The sequence below is a fragment of the Bradyrhizobium sp. G127 genome (assembly GCF_021502575.1).
GTDB lineage: Bacteria > Pseudomonadota > Alphaproteobacteria > Rhizobiales > Xanthobacteraceae > Afipia.
Window position 1 is genome coordinate 1,729,023 of sequence record NZ_JAKFGN010000001.1, and the last position, 14,686, is coordinate 1,743,708.

Annotated in this window: 9 protein-coding genes and 1 riboswitch; of the genes, 7 read left to right on the forward strand and 2 right to left on the reverse strand. The window is 62.7% G+C overall.

What is annotated here, in order from left to right:
- Positions 1 to 69 precede the first annotated feature (69 nt).
- Positions 70 to 2,910, reverse strand: coding sequence for a bifunctional transaldolase/phosoglucose isomerase (locus tag LVY71_RS08275; RefSeq protein ID WP_235099316.1), 2,841 nt, complete (start codon positions 2,908 to 2,910; stop codon positions 70 to 72).
- Positions 2,911 to 3,685: 775 nt separating this feature from the next.
- Here LVY71_RS08275 and LVY71_RS08280 point away from each other — a divergent pair.
- The 4 genes from LVY71_RS08280 to LVY71_RS08295 all read left to right on the forward strand — a co-directional run bounded on the left by LVY71_RS08280 (position 3,686) and on the right by LVY71_RS08295 (position 11,068).
- The gene (locus LVY71_RS08280) at positions 3,686 to 4,084 is read left to right on the forward strand and encodes a c-type cytochrome (protein ID WP_235099317.1); all 399 of its coding nucleotides are present in this window, start codon (positions 3,686 to 3,688) and stop codon (positions 4,082 to 4,084) included.
- Between the two features lie 263 nt (positions 4,085 to 4,347).
- Positions 4,348 to 4,568: riboswitch (cobalamin riboswitch) on the forward strand.
- A 112-nt stretch (positions 4,569 to 4,680) separates the two neighbouring features.
- On the forward strand, positions 4,681 to 7,596 hold the full coding sequence (locus LVY71_RS08285) for a ribonucleoside-diphosphate reductase subunit alpha (protein WP_235099318.1): 2,916 nt from the start codon (positions 4,681 to 4,683) through the stop codon (positions 7,594 to 7,596).
- Positions 7,597 to 7,669: 73 nt separating this feature from the next.
- Positions 7,670 to 8,818 carry a ribonucleotide-diphosphate reductase subunit beta gene (locus LVY71_RS08290; protein WP_235099319.1) on the forward strand — a complete coding sequence of 383 codons (1,149 nt, stop codon included), beginning with the start codon at positions 7,670 to 7,672 and terminating at the stop codon, positions 8,816 to 8,818.
- 201 nt (positions 8,819 to 9,019) lie between these two features.
- A complete protein-coding gene (locus tag LVY71_RS08295; protein WP_235099320.1) occupies positions 9,020 to 11,068 on the forward strand; it encodes a methyl-accepting chemotaxis protein in 2,049 nt (682 codons plus the stop codon).
- A gap of 198 nt (positions 11,069 to 11,266) precedes the next feature.
- On the opposite strand, the gene LVY71_RS08300 is transcribed toward LVY71_RS08295, so the two are convergent.
- Complete coding sequence (locus LVY71_RS08300) at positions 11,267 to 11,746, reverse strand: MarR family winged helix-turn-helix transcriptional regulator (RefSeq protein ID WP_502797543.1); 480 nt, start codon at positions 11,744 to 11,746, stop codon at positions 11,267 to 11,269.
- A gap of 125 nt (positions 11,747 to 11,871) precedes the next feature.
- On the opposite strand from LVY71_RS08300, the gene LVY71_RS08305 reads away from it, so the two are divergent.
- Genes LVY71_RS08305 through LVY71_RS08315 form a run of 3 tightly spaced genes read left to right on the forward strand, consistent with a single transcriptional unit; the run spans position 11,872 to position 14,683 of the window.
- Positions 11,872 to 13,494 (forward strand): FAD-dependent oxidoreductase, encoded by a 1,623-nt coding sequence (locus tag LVY71_RS08305; RefSeq protein ID WP_235099321.1) that lies wholly within the window; start codon positions 11,872 to 11,874, stop codon positions 13,492 to 13,494.
- Entirely contained in the window at positions 13,491 to 13,730 is a 240-nt protein-coding gene (locus LVY71_RS08310; RefSeq protein ID WP_235099322.1) for a DUF2783 domain-containing protein, read from the forward strand. Before LVY71_RS08305 ends, LVY71_RS08310 begins: the two co-directional genes overlap by 4 nt.
- A complete protein-coding gene (locus tag LVY71_RS08315) occupies positions 13,727 to 14,683 on the forward strand; it encodes an MBL fold metallo-hydrolase (RefSeq protein ID WP_235099323.1) in 957 nt (318 codons plus the stop codon). The genes LVY71_RS08310 and LVY71_RS08315 overlap by 4 nt, the downstream gene beginning before the upstream one ends.
- Positions 14,684 to 14,686 lie beyond the last annotated feature (3 nt).

Genomic DNA, 14,686 nt, shown 5'->3' on the forward strand with positions numbered 1-14,686 from the left:
ATTGCCGGCGCGGGATGTGCTCGCGCCGGCATTTCTTTTTTACCGATCCGTTGTCCGTGCCGCCGCCATCTACTTCAGTGCACCCTGAACCGTCGCCGCGATGACCCCGAGGCCCTTCGTCACATCGCCCTTGATGTGAAGCCGCAGCGCCCGCCGTCCGCGCTCCGCCAGCACGCCGAAGTCGCCGCGCGCCTGCGCCGCCTCGATCACGCCGAACGAGATCTTCTGGCCGGGCACATCGAGATCGGCGGCGCTGTCCGCCGTGATCTGCAGGAATACGCCGGTGTTCGGCCCGCCCTTGTAGGCCTGTCCCGTGGAGTGCAGGAAGCGCGGTCCGAAGCCGACGCAGGTGGCGACATGCTTGCTGTCGCGGATCGCCATGCGGACAGTCTGCATCGCTGCGATGTTGGCGGCGTCGCGGTCGAGATAGGCGAGGGCGGCTACGTAGTCGCCGGGCTGGATGCGCGCGAGATGCGCCTTCAGCCATGAGCCGAGATCGCTCCCGGCGCCCGCCTTGCTCAAGGCGTTGGCATTGGCTGCATCCGTGTAGATCGCAATTGCGCCGTCGGTGGCAACAGGCGTCTCGGCGGGCAACGCACCCGAAGTCTCAAACGCGGACGTCAGTTCGCGCGTCTTGATCTTCGCGGCTTCGACGTCGGGCTGATCGAACGGATTGATGCCCATGACCGCGCCGGCGACGGCGGTCGCGATCTCGAAGCGGAAGAATTCCTGCCCGATATGGGCCGGGCCTGTCACGGCGATGCGAATGACCGGATGGCCGGCCGCTTCCAGCGCGGCGAGCGCCGTCTCGCGTGCATTGTCCGCGTCGTCCTTCAGCCGCAGATCGATGAACACGCGATCCTTGCCGTAAGCCTCCGGCTTGCCGAGCGTCTCGCCTTCGAGCGGGATCAGCGCCTTGCCGTTCTTGCCGGTGGACTCCGCAATCAGTTGCTCGGCCCATGCGCCGAAATCCGCGATCTGCTTCGAGGCGGTGAATGTGAGCTTGTCGCGGCCATGTTTCGCGGCAGCGGCCAGCGCGAGACCGAGTTGTACGCCCGGATTTTCAGCCGGAGGAACGTCCGGACCGCAGGAGCGCACCATCGAGGCCGCAAGACCAAGAAACTCCGCCACATCGATTCCGGCCGCAGCCGCAGGCACGAGACCGAACGGCGACAATACCGAGTAACGGCCGCCGATGGCCGGTTCGCCGTGAAAAGTCTGGGCGAAGCCTCGCGCGGCCGCGACTTTCTCCAGCGACGAGCCGGGATCGGTGACGGCGACAAACCGCTCGCCTGCATTGGCTCCGGCGCGCACGAAGAAATAGTCCATCAGCGCATTCGGCTCGGTGGTGCCGCCCGACTTGCTCGATACGATAAACAATGTGGTGTCGAGCTTGATCGCCGCTTCGGTGCGGCGAACCTGCGCGGGATCGGTGGAGTCAAGAATGCGCAGCTTCGGAAAGCCTGCGCTCTGACCGAAGGTCTCGGCGAGCACTTCCGGTCCGAGGCTCGAACCGCCCATGCCGAGCACGACGACATCGGTGAACGCCTTGCTTTTCACCCAGCCGGAGAAAGCGACATAGCGCGCCGCCTGTTCCTTGTCCTGCTCGCGTGCGACCACGTCGAGCCATCCGAGCCATTTGTTTTCATCGCTGCCGGTCCAGACCGATGCATCGCGTCGCCACAGCGCGCGAATGGTGCCGTTCGCGCGCCAGGCTTCCGACAGCGCCTTTGCATCCTTCTCGATCTCGGGTGCGAGCTTGATCGTTTGGGTGTCGATACGGCTTGCGAGGATCGCGGCGCGCTTGGAGGCAACCGCGCCCAGCAGCTTGTCGAAGGCCTCGGCGAACAGCTTGACGCCGTCATCGACCAGCGCGTCTGTGATGCTATCGAGCGAAATGCCGCTCTTCGCGAGATCGGCCAGCACGCGTTCGGCATCGGCGATATTTTCCTCAAGGCTGTCGCGCGGTGTGCCGTGATCGCGAAAGGCATCGAGGGTGGCGGGGGGCACGGTGTTGACCGTGTCGCGGCCGATCAGTTCTTCGATGTAGAGCACATCGCTATAGGCCTTGTTTTTCGTGCCGGTCGAGGCCCACAGCAGGCGCTGCACCTGCGCGCCGTTGGCGGCGAGCTTCTTCCAGCGCGCGCTGGCGGTGACCTTCTTATAGTGCTGATAGGCGAGTCTCGCGTTGGCGATCGCCACCTTGCCCTTCAGCGTTTCCAGCTTTGCCTTTTCATCACCGCTTGCCGCCGCGATCTTGCTGTCCAGCTGATTGTCCACCGCGGTATCGATGCGGCTGATGAAGAAGCTTGCCACGCTGGCGATGCGTTTCGGGTCGCCGCCGCCTGCCACCAAGGCCTCGATGCCGGAGATATAGGCTTCGAGCACCTCCGCATACATGTTCTGCGAGAACAGCAGGGTGACGTTGATGCTGATGCCCTGGGAGATCAGTTCCCGGATCGCCGGGATGCCCGCGTGCGTGGCCGGCACCTTCACCATCAGGTTGTCGCGCCCGACGGCCGCCCACAGCCGCTGCGCCTCGGCGATGGTGCCTTCGGTATCGTGCGCGAGATAAGGCGAGACCTCGAGGCTGACATAGCCGTCCGCGCCCTGAAGTTCGTCATAGACGGGGCGCAGCGCGTCTGCCGCGCGCTGGATGTCTTCCACCGCGAGCGCTTCATAGAGATCGCCCACCGGGCGGTCGCGCTCCCGCAGCAGCGCCGACACGGCGCTGTCATATTCATCGCTGCCGCCGATAGCCTTCTCGAAAATCGACGGATTGGATGTGACCCCGCGCACGCCATCCTGATCGACCAGTGCTCTGAGTTCGCCATCGGCAATGAATCCGCGGGCGAGGAAGTCGAGCCAGATCGCCTGGCCGTGACGGGTGAGGGCTTTGACTGGATTCATGATCGCCGTTCTGTTCGACATCGAGGTTGGAAGGGCAGTGGAGACCTTGTCTGCCGCAAAATGGCGCGTTTTCAAAATGGTCTTTTTGGGGCCTGAGGCGATACGCGCGGCGGCTCGCAACGGGCACGCGTGTTCGGCTCGCGCGATGATAGACGCGCGAGGATGGCTTTTGTTCTCCCCTCACATGCGCGCGCGAGGCCTGCCTCGTTCGCGCCCCTTAAAGAGGAGGGGCATGGAGCGCCGCGAGGCGCACTTTGTCTTGTCTCGCTTCCGGCATCCGCTTGCGAGGCGAATGGTGATCCGGAAGCGCATCGCCTTGCGGCGCTCCATTGCGGCGATTTCGGGCGTGAGGACCGCACTTCCGGGTCAGGACGGGCGCGGCGCGCCTTGATCCGGCGGGATTTCTCCGCCTTCATCCTGTCCTCGTCCAGCCGCTGACGGCAGAGCCACGTAGTTGGCCCGGACGGTGACCCCCGGCCTCCCGGACGTGTGGGTGCGAATCCACATCGCGCAGGCGCCGCATCCTGCTCCGCTTAACGAACGCCCTCTAGAAAGCGCCCCTCACGAACAGGACGATGCGGATTATAATCCTATATTGCGGCCGTGTCAAATCAGAATCGAACTATAGTTCTGCGCGTCGCGGCGGTTCCGATTGCCGCGGGAACATATGCCGAAAAAGGGGATGGCATGTCGAAATCCCTGCCGATATGTTGCGCGAGATCGGCCTCACGCCAGCACTTGCCAGCCGTCTGCTCGCCTCAAGGATCAAACCCAGATGATGATTCGTTCGCTCTTCGCCGCGCTCTCTCTTGCCACCATGATTTGCACGAATATCGCGCCTGCCAGCGCGCAGGATGTCGCCGCCGGCGAGAAGTCCTTCGCCAAGTGCCGCGCCTGTCATCAGATTGGCGAAAACGCCAAGAACCTGGTCGGTCCCGAATTGAATGGATTGTTCGGCCGCCATTCCGGCAGCGTCGCGGGCTATAATTATTCCGAAGCCAACAAGAAGTCCGGCATCACCTGGGACGAAGCGGTGTTCGCCGAATACATCAAGGACCCCAAGGCCAAGATCCCCGGCACCAAGATGGCATTCGCCGGCATCAAGAAGGACGAGGAGATCAAGGATCTCACGGCGTTCCTCAAGCAGTTCGGCGCCGACGGGAAGAAGAAGTAATTTTCTTTCTGCGCGCGTTCACTCCCGCACAAGCTGAATGGAAAATGTCCCACCCGCCGGAGCGCGAAGCACCGGCGTCGCGCACGTGGGCAGCGAGTGAATGCGATTCGTGACCATCACGCGCTTGCGCACAGGACGGCGTCTTGCGCGCGAGGCGCTCGCCGAAAAAAATGTTGCGACGATTTCCCGGCTTATTCCGCCGTGTCTTGTTGTTTGCACCGTTTTCCACATTGTCCCCCGCTTGACTTCCCGTCGCAAAGCGCACCAGATGTAGGCGTCACGGTTCTACAAAGCCGCAAGGCCTAGTAGCGAAGATGGGAAGCCGGTGAATTGCATGGTGATGCAGTAAATCCGGCGCTGCCCCCGCAACTGTAAGCAGTGAGTTGATTTCGACAGATGTCACTGGTGCGGCCTCCGCATCGGGAAGACTGAAATCAACGTCAGAGCTGTGAGCCAGGAGACCTGCCGCGACACCAGAACGTCCACGGGCGGGGTGTCCGGCGGTCGCTTGCAGCATTGCCGGCGCATGTCGGCCGTCATGCAGCGCCCTTTCGGCCCAAGCCCCCAGAAAATTGCAACATGCACGGGGTCTGCCGATGTCTCTCACTCTCGATCGCGAAGCCGCAAAGTCCGCTCCTCTATTTCAGTTCCGGCCTGAAACCCTTGCGGCGGCTTCAGCCAGCGAACCGCCGTTCCAGATCATCCGCCGCAACGGCACGGTCTCGCCGTTCGATGCCGGCAAGATCTCGGTCGCGATGACGAAAGCCTTCCTCGCGGTCGAGGGGCATACGGCCGCCGCGTCGCGCCGCATTCACGAGGTCATCGAGCAATTGACGAACGAGGTGGTGAGTGCGCTGACCCGCAGGGCGGGCGAGGGCCGCACCTTTCACATCGAAGACGTGCAGGATCAGGTCGAACTGGCGCTGATGCGCTCCGAGCATCACAAGGTCGCACGCGCCTATGTGCTGTATCGCGAGCAGCGCGCCCGTCAGCGCGCCGCGGAAGCAGTTCCAGTTTCATCAGCCGTCGCCGCCGAGCCTCTGCTGCATGTCACGTTGCGGGATGGCTCGCGCGCGCCGCTCGATGTGGGACGGCTCGCTCATATCATCGACGAAGCCTGCGCCGGCCTCGATGGCGTGCTGGCCGCGCCGGTGTTGGCCGAAACCCGCCGCAATCTCTACGACGGCATCAGCCAGGACGAACTCGCGCTCGCGGGCATCATGGCGGCGCGCACGCTGGTGGAGCAGGAGCCCAACTACGCCTATGTCAGCGCGCGTCTCCTGCTCGACAAGCTGCGCACGGAAGTTCTTTCGTTCGTCCATGCGACCCCGATCAGCGCATCGCAGGCAGACATGGCGACACGCTATGCCGAGTATTTCCCGGCCTATGTCAAAAACGGAATCGAAGCCGAACTGCTCGATCCCGAACTGGCGCGCTACGACCTCAAGCGGATCGCCGCCGCATTGAAACCCGAGCGCGACCTGTCGTTCCAGTTTCTCGGCTTGCAGACGCTGTACGACCGCTATTTCCTGCACAATGACGGCAACCGCATCGAGCTGCCGCAGGCGTTCTTCATGCGCGTGGCGATGGGACTCGCCATTCGTGAGATCGACCGCGAGGCGCGGGCGATCGAGTTCTATAATCTGCTGTCGTCGTTCGACTTCATGGCCTCCACCCCGACATTGTTCAATTCCGGCACGCTGCGGCCGCAGCTGTCGTCCTGCTTCCTCACCACGGTGGCCGACGACCTCGACGGCATTTTCAAATCGGTGAAGGACAACGCGCTGCTGGCGAAGTATTCGGGCGGCCTCGGCAACGACTGGACCCGCGTGCGCGGCCTCGGCGCTCATATCAAGGGTACCAACGGCGAAAGCCAGGGCGTGGTGCCCTTCCTGAAAGTCGCCAACGACACCGCGATTGCGGTCAATCAGGGCGGCAAGCGCAAGGGCGCGGTCTGCGCCTATCTCGAGACCTGGCATGTGGACATCGAGGAATTCCTCGACCTCCGCAAAAACACCGGCGACGACCGCCGCCGCACCCATGACATGAACACCGCCAACTGGGTGCCGGACCTGTTCATGCAGCGCGTCGAGGCCGATGGCGAATGGACGCTGTTCTCGCCCGACGAGACGCCGGACCTGCACGATCTGTACGGCAAGGCGTTCGCTGAACGGTACGCCTTCTACGAGGCGAAGGCCGCGCGCGGCGAGATGCGCGTTTACAAGACTCTGCGCGCCACCGATCTATGGCGGCGAATGCTGACCATGCTGTTCGAGACCGGCCATCCGTGGATTACCTTTAAAGACCCGTGCAACCTGCGCTCGCCGCAGCAGCACATCGGCGTCATTCATTCGTCGAATCTGTGCACCGAGATCACACTCAACACCTCGGATGATGAGGTCGCGGTGTGCAACCTCGGCTCGATCAACCTGCTCAACCATGTGGGCGAAGGCGGCATCGATCACGCGCGGCTGAAGCGCACGGTCGATACCGCGATGCGGATGCTCGACAATGTCATCGACATCAATTTCTACACCATCCCGGAAGCGCGGCGCTCGAACCTCAAGCATCGTCCGGTCGGCCTCGGCCTGATGGGCTTCCAGGATGCGCTGCATGCGCTGCGAATCCCGATGGCGTCGGATGCCGCGGTGGCCTTCGCCGACTCCAGCATGGAGGCGATTTCCTTTCATGCCATCTCGGCGTCGGTCGATCTCGCCATCGAACGCGGTCCTTACGCGTCGTTCAACGGATCGCTGTGGGGCAAGGGCGTCATGCCGATCGACTCGATCGAGATTCTGGCGGATGCGCGCGGGAGCCTTGATATGGACCGTTCGCAGACCATGGACTGGGACAGCCTGCGCAAGCGCGTCCGCTTCAACGGCATGCGCAATTCCAATGTGATGGCGATTGCGCCGACGGCGACGATCTCCAACATCTGCGGCGTGGCGCAGTCCATCGAGCCCGCCTATCAGAACCTCTACGTCAAATCGAACATGTCCGGCGACTTCACCGAGGTGAACGAATTTCTCGTCCGTGACCTGAAGGCGCGCGGCCTGTGGGACGAGGTGATGGTCTCCGACCTGAAATATTTCGACGGCAGCGTCGGGGCCATCGACCGCGTGCCGGACGACCTCAAGCTGCTTTATGCAACGGCGTTCGAGATCGACAGCGCGTGGCTGATCGAGGCAGCGGCACGGCGGCAGAAGTGGATCGATCAGGCGCAGTCGCTCAACCTGTACATAGCCAATCCGTCAGGCAAGAAGCTCGATCAACTGTACCGGCTGGCATGGGCGCGGGGTCTGAAGACCACTTATTACCTGCGCTCGCGCAGCGCCACCCATGTCGAGAAGTCGACGCTGAAAGGCACCGACGGCAAGCTCAATGCCGTGTCGTCGTCGTCGCACGCCGCGTTGCCGGTCAACAAGCCCATCGTGGTGCCGCAGACGGCGCCCGATCTGTCCGATGTGATGGCGTGCTCGATCGACAATCCCGATTGCGAGGCGTGTCAGTAATCCTCACCTCTCCCCGTAAGAACGGGGAGAGCGAGCCGCAGTCCCAGTTTCAATGATTTTCAGGAACATCCCCATGCTCGACTGGTCCGACACGTCACCGAACAAGGTCCTCAACACGCTTCCGCCCATCCTGACCGGCCAGCCCGCAGCCGCGGACCAGACCGGCCTTGATTCAACAGGCCTTGGCGAGATCGACCGCAACGGCGGCCGCGTGTCGGTGGACGACAAGGCGATGATCAACTGCCGCGCCGACGTCAATCAGTTGCTGCCGCTGAAATACAAATGGGCGTGGGAGAAATATCTCGCCGGCTGCAACAACCACTGGATGCCGACTGAGGTCTCGATGCAGGCCGACATCGCGCTGTGGAAGTCACGGGACGGCCTGACCGAGGACGAGCGCCGCGCCATCAAGCGTAATCTCGGATTCTTCGCCGCGTCAGAAAGCCTCGTCGCCAACAACATCGTGCTGGCGATCTATCGCCATCTCACCAACCCGGAGTGCCGCCAGTATCTGCTGCGTCAGGCGTTCGAGGAGGCGGTGCATACCCACACCTTCCAGTACATCGTCGAAAGCCTCGGCCTCGACGAGGGCGAACTGTTCAACATGTACCGCGAGGTGCCGTCGATCACCGACAAGGCGGCATGGGCGCTCAAGCACACCCAGCATCTTGACGATGCCAGCTTCAGGACCGGAACGCCGGAGGCGGATCAGGCCTTCCTGCGCGATCTCGTCGCGTTCTATGTGATTTTCGAGGGCATGTGGTTCTACACCGGTTTTGCGCAGATTCTCTCGCTCGGCCGCCGCAACAAGATGGTCGGCATCGCCGAGCAGTACCAATACATCCTGCGTGACGAATCCATCCACCTGAATTTCGGCATCGACGTTATCAATCAAATCAAGATCGAGAATCCGCATCTGTGGACGCGCGAATTCCAGGACGAGGTGCGCGGCATGATCCGCGAGGCGGCCGAACTCGAAGCGGCCTATGGCCGGGACACCATGCCCCGCGGCTTTCTCGGCCTGAATGCGGCGCTGTGCGAGCAGTACATGCACTTCATCGCCAACCGGCGCTGCGCCCAGCTCGGGTTGATGCGCGTGTTCGATGAGGCCGAGAACCCGTTTCCCTGGATGTCGGAAGCGATGGATCTCAAGAAGGAGAAGAACTTCTTCGAGACCCGCGTGATCGAATATCAAAACGGCGGCGCCCTGAGCTGGGAATGATTTGTTAACTTTCGCCCGCCGCCGCCGGGAAAATCGCGCCGGATTGCACAAGACCGCAACACGATGCCCGCATTGCGGGCGTTTTTGCCGCCCGCAAGGTATGAGTTTACGACGTATTATCCTCTTCAATTTACCATGAGCTTCAGTCAGCTGGGCCGCCGGCCGGCTCGGCATGCAAAAAGAATTTTTGGGGGAATGAGAATGGGCTGGTTCAGGGGCGCTTCGACGAAGCAGAAGGCAAAGGTCGGCTTCCTCGCAAATCTCAGATTCCGGACCAAGATCATCCTCGGCTTTATCGCGGTGCTTGGCATTTCCGCGGTCAATATGGGCATCGCCTATTTCGGCTTCGAGCGCATTGCCCGGGAAATCCAGTCCTATCAAGGCATCGTTGCCGAGACAGACAGTGCGCGCGAGATCGACCGCGAATTGGCGAGCTATCAGCTTCTTGCAAAATATTACGTGATGACCGGGACGTCGGACGACGAGTCGAATGCGCGCTCGGCGGAAATCGGGCTCGGCAGCGCCATCGCGCAGGCAGCGCGGGTGGCGACCGGCGACACCCAGAAGAGCATTCTGAAGCTGTCCGCCAGCTACAGTGATTTCGCGAAGCTGTTTGGCGAGACCGTCGCGCTGAAGACGGAGAATGCCACGATCGCTTCGAACCAGTTGCTCCGGATGGGCAATACCATCCGCTACAAGTTCGACGACCTTGCTGATACCGCGATACTCGCGGGTCTGACGTCACTGCATTCCACGGTCAAGGAACTGGCGCCGCAGTCGGCGGCCATCACCTCCAATATCACGAACTATGTGGCCCGGCCGGACAAGACCGTCGCAGCCAGCGCCGGCGCCCGCATCCAGATGCTGAAGAACAGCCTCAGTTCGCTGTCCGCCGAGGATGAAAAGCTGAAGCCTAAAATGGTGGAAATTTCGGAGCAGCTCGAAGCCTATCACGCGGCGTTTGCGAAGTTCGTCGCGAATACCGCCAAGATTGACGAGCTCTCCGCAAAGATGACCAAGGCGGCCGACGAGGTGACCGGGCAGGCGCGGGTCATCAAGGGTGGCCTGCTTGCTCAGCAGGAGAAGGTTGCGACCGAATCCGCCGCCACGGCGCACTCGACCGGCCAGTTCGTGACGATTCTCGGCGGCGCGGGTGTCGCGTTCGGCGCGTTGCTGGCATGGATGCTCGGGCAGGGGATTTCCCGGCCGATGATCGGCATGTGCGCCGCGATGCGTGAGCTTGCCGGCGGCAATTTCGACGTCGTGCTGCCGGGCCTGGGCCGCAAGGACGAGATCGGCGAGATGGCGGCTGCCGTCGAGGAGTTCAAGATGCGGGCCGTCGCCAAGGCGGAAAGCGATGCCGCCGAGCGCGAAGTGCAGAACAGGTCGGCCACCGAGGCACGCAGCGCGGAGCTTCATCGCTTCGCCGACAATTTCGAGACCGCCGTCGGCGTCATCGTGTCGAGCGTATCGTCGTCGGCAAGCCAGCTGGAATCCTCCGCCACCACCCTGACGCGCACGGTGGATGCCGCGCAGGAACTTTCGGGCCGGGTCGCGAGCGCTTCGGAAGAAGCATCCACCAACGTTCAGTCCGTCGCGGCGGCGACAGAGGAACTGTCAGCGTCCGTGATCGAGATCGGCCGGCAGGTTCAGGAGTCGAGCCGGATCGCGGCGGCAGCGGTATCGCAGGCCGAGGCCACCGATGCGCGGATCGCGAAGCTGTCGCGGGCGGCGCAGGAGATCGGCGACGTGGTCAAGCTGATCACTGCCATTGCCGAGCAGACCAACCTGCTGGCGCTGAACGCGACCATCGAGGCCGCGCGGGCGGGCGAGGCAGGACGCGGCTTTGCCGTGGTCGCATCCGAAGTAAAGTCGCTGGCGAGCCAGACCGCGAAGGCGACCGACGAGATTTCGTCGCATATCGCCGGCATGCAGGAAGCAACGCAGGAGTCCGTGTTCGCCATCAAGGAGATCGGCGACACCATCGGCCAGATTTCGAAGATCGCCGGCAATATCGCAGCGGCCATCGAGCAGCAAAGCACGGCAACCACCGAGATCGCCCGCAATGTGCAGAATGCCGCCAGCGGCACCGCCGAAATCGCCGAGAACATTTCCGAGGTCAATCGCGGCGCCAGTGAAACCGGCACGGCTTCCGGCGAGGTCCTGAGTTCGGCGCAGACGCTCGCGGTCGAAAGCACGCGCCTTCGTCAGGAACTCGATCGCTTCATGGCGAACATCCGGGCGGCGTGATGCAGGTCGCGATCGTTAAGGTGGCGCGCACAATCTCCATTCAGGTCGTCCCGGCGCAGGCCGGGACCCATACTCCCTGAGTTTTCGATTGAATGGGATGCCGGAGCGGTCTTCTCGCATCATTTTGATGTTTGGTGGTTATGGGTCCCAGCCTGCGCCGGGACGACATCCTGTGCGTGATCCGCGCCGAATCCAAATCTAATACGCGCCCTTCTTCGCGCGCGTATCCCTGGTGCTTTGGGCCAGATCGAGACGCTGCTCGATCTTGCCGAGCATCTGCGCGAAGTCCTTGCGCTCCGCCGCGGTGAGGCAGGACAGGATGTCCTGCTCCTTGCGGAGCAGCCGCGGAATCAACTCCTCATAAAGTGCACGGCCCTTGCGCGTGAGCTGCAACGCAAGCTCGCGCCGGTCGTCCTCGTTCTCCACCCGCTCGATCAGTTGCTGTTCCAGCAGATGGGCGACCGCGCGGCTGATGGTCGATTTATGCGTCCGCGTGCAATAGGCGATGTACTGCGCGGTGCAGGCGTCGTCTCGAAAGCCCAGCGTGGCCAGCACCCGCCATTCCGGAATATCGAGGCCATAGCGCTCGCCATATTCGCTGGCGAGTTCCGCGCTGACCTCTGCCGCAAGGCGATTCAGGCGGAACGGCATGAACTTGAAGAGATCGAGTGTGGTCAAGGATCGCGTCCGGTTCAGCCAAAGAGTCTGGAATGTCCAGTTGGTTGCAGTTGCAACTATAATACCGGTGATCTATCCTGTTGGCCAGAGCCTCGTCCAAGAGGCCGATCAAGCAGGGTTGAAACGTGTCGCAATCCCCCACCATCCAGTTCGGCTATCGCCGCCATTCCGATCAGGATCGCCCGGCCACCAAGGCCGCGCGCCATCCTGTGGTTGTTGTCGGCGCGGGACCGGTCGGGCTGACGCTGGCGATCGACCTTGCCCAGCGCGGCCATGCCGTTGTGGTTCTCGATGATGCCGACAGGATCGGCGAGGGCTCGCGGGCGATCTGTTTCTCGAAACGCTCGCTGGAAGTGTGGGACCGTCTCGGCGTCGGCGAACGCATGGTCGAGAAGGGTGTGGTCTGGAAGGTCGGCAAGATCTTTCTCAAGGACGACCTGGTCTATCAGTTCGACCTGTTGCCGGAAGACGGCCACAAGATGCCGGCCTTCATCAATCTCCAGCAGTACTACGCCGAGGCCTTTCTGGTCGACCGCATCAGGGAATTGCCGCAGGTCGATCTGCGCTGGCGCAACAAGGTCGCCGGACTGGAGCAGCGCAACGATCACGTTGTCCTCGCCATCGATACGCCGGACGGGCGCTATCATCTGAAGGCCGATTTTGTGATCGCCTGCGACGGCGCACGTTCGGCGCTGCGCGGATTCGTCGGCGCGGAGTTTTCCGGCGAGGTCTTTGAGGACCAGTTCCTGATCGCGGACGTCAAGATGACGGCGGCGTTTCCGACCGAACGCTGGTTCTGGTTCGATCCGCCGTTCCATGCCGGGCAATCGGCGCTGCTGCATCGCCAGCCCGACGATGTCTGGCGCATCGACCTGCAGCTGGGGCCGGATGCCGATCCTGCCGTCGAGCGGCTGCCGCAGAATGTGCGGCCGCGAATCGAGCGGATGCTGGGTCATGCGAATTTCGATTTCGAATGGATTTCGATCTACAAGTTCCAGTGCCGCCGGATGCAGCGCTTCGTGCATGAGCGCGTGATCTTCGCCGGTGATTCCGCGCATCAGGTCTCGCCATTCGGCGCGCGGGGCGCGAATTCCGGACTCGAAGACGCCGAAAACCTCGCATGGAAGCTCTCCATGATCCTGCGTGGTGAGGCGCCGATGGCGCTGCTCGACAGCTACGAGATCGAGCGCAGCGCCGCCGCCGACGAGAATATCCGCGCCTCGACCCGTTCGACCGACTTCATCGCGCCGCATTCGGCGCAGGAACGCCGGATGCGGCAGGCGGTGCTGCGGCTGGCGAGGGAGACCGAATTTGCCAAACGCATGGTCAATGGCGGGCGGCTCTCGACGCCGTCGGTGTATGACTCGCCGCTGTCGACGCCCGATGCCGATGCCTGGGCCGCAGGGCCGCGCCCCGGTGCGCACATGATCGATGCGCCGCTTGCCAGCGCGACGGGCGAGTCCGTCCATCTGACCGAGGTGAGAAAACCGTTCGATGGCTTCGTGCTGCTGCAATCGGGCAATGGAAACCACGTGGAGACGAACGCCTGCAAGTCGATCCGGATCGGCGAATCCGCTTCGCTGCGCGATCCATCCGGCGGATTTGCGAAGCGCTATGACGTGGCGGACGGCGGGGCTTATTTGCTGCGCCCGGATGGCTACGTCGCGGCGCGATTCCGGAAGCCGACGGCGGCTGCTGTTGAGGCGGCCATTGCCCGCGCAACGGCACAGGCAGGAGCGATGTCATGACGCTCTCGACGCAATCGAATTTTTCCGATCCGGACGGTGCCTATCGTCTGGTGGTGGAGGCGCATCGAGGCCTGAGCGATGAGGACAGCGCGTTGCTCGACACGTCGCTGGTGCTGATCCTCGCCAATCACATCGGCGATACCGACGTGCTGCGGGAGGCGATCGCGCTGGCCAAGCGGCAAATCCTTCCCGACGGGACAGGCGGCAAGAAGACTTCAACAAAGGACAGCAAATGACCGCAAAAGGCTTCGCTTCGACCGGGGACATGGCCGAGAAGAAAATCACCTTCTCGGAGATCGGCCCCGACATCTACGCCTTTACCGCCGAGGGTGATCCCAACACTGCGGTGATTGTCGGTGACGATAGCTGCATGGTGTTCGACGCGCAGGCGACACCCGCGATGGCCCGCAGCGTGATCGACCGCGTGAAGAACGTGACCGACAAGCCGATCAAGTATGTCGTGCTGTCGCATTATCACGCGGTGCGCGTGCTCGGCGCGTCGGCCTACCACGCGCAGGGCATTATCGCCTCGCAGGAGACCCATCGTCTGATCATGGAGCGCGGCCAGCAGGACTGGGACTCGGAATTCGGCCGGTTTCCGCGATTGTTTCGTGACGCGGAAAGCATTCCCGGCCTGACCTGGCCGACGCTGACATTCGAGACCGGCATGACGCTCTATCTCGGCAAGCGCGAGGTGCAACTCATTCATCTCGGCGCGGGACACACCTCCGGCGATATCGTCGCGTGGGTGCCTGACGCGGAGGTGATGTGTTCCGGCGATCTGATCGAGTTTCATTCGGCCTGCTATTGCGGCGATGCGCTGCTGCGCGAATGGCCGCTGACGCTGAACGAAATCCGCGACTTCAATCCCAAGGCGGTCGCGCCGGGCCGGGGCGACGCGCTGAAAGGGACCGCGACCGTCAATGAAGCCATCGCCATGACGCGCGATTTTGTCACTTCGCTCTACGGCTCGGCGGAACTGTCGGTGGCGAAGGGACGCACGCTCAAGGAGACCATGGCCGCGACCCGCGAGGTGATGGACCCGAAATTTTCCAGTTTCGCCATCTACGAACATTGTCTGCCGTTCAACGTATCCCGTGCCTTCGACGAGGCGTCGGGCGTCGACGATCCGGTGATCTGGACCGACAAGCGCGACCGCGAGATGTGGGCCGCCCTGCAAGGAGGATAGCGC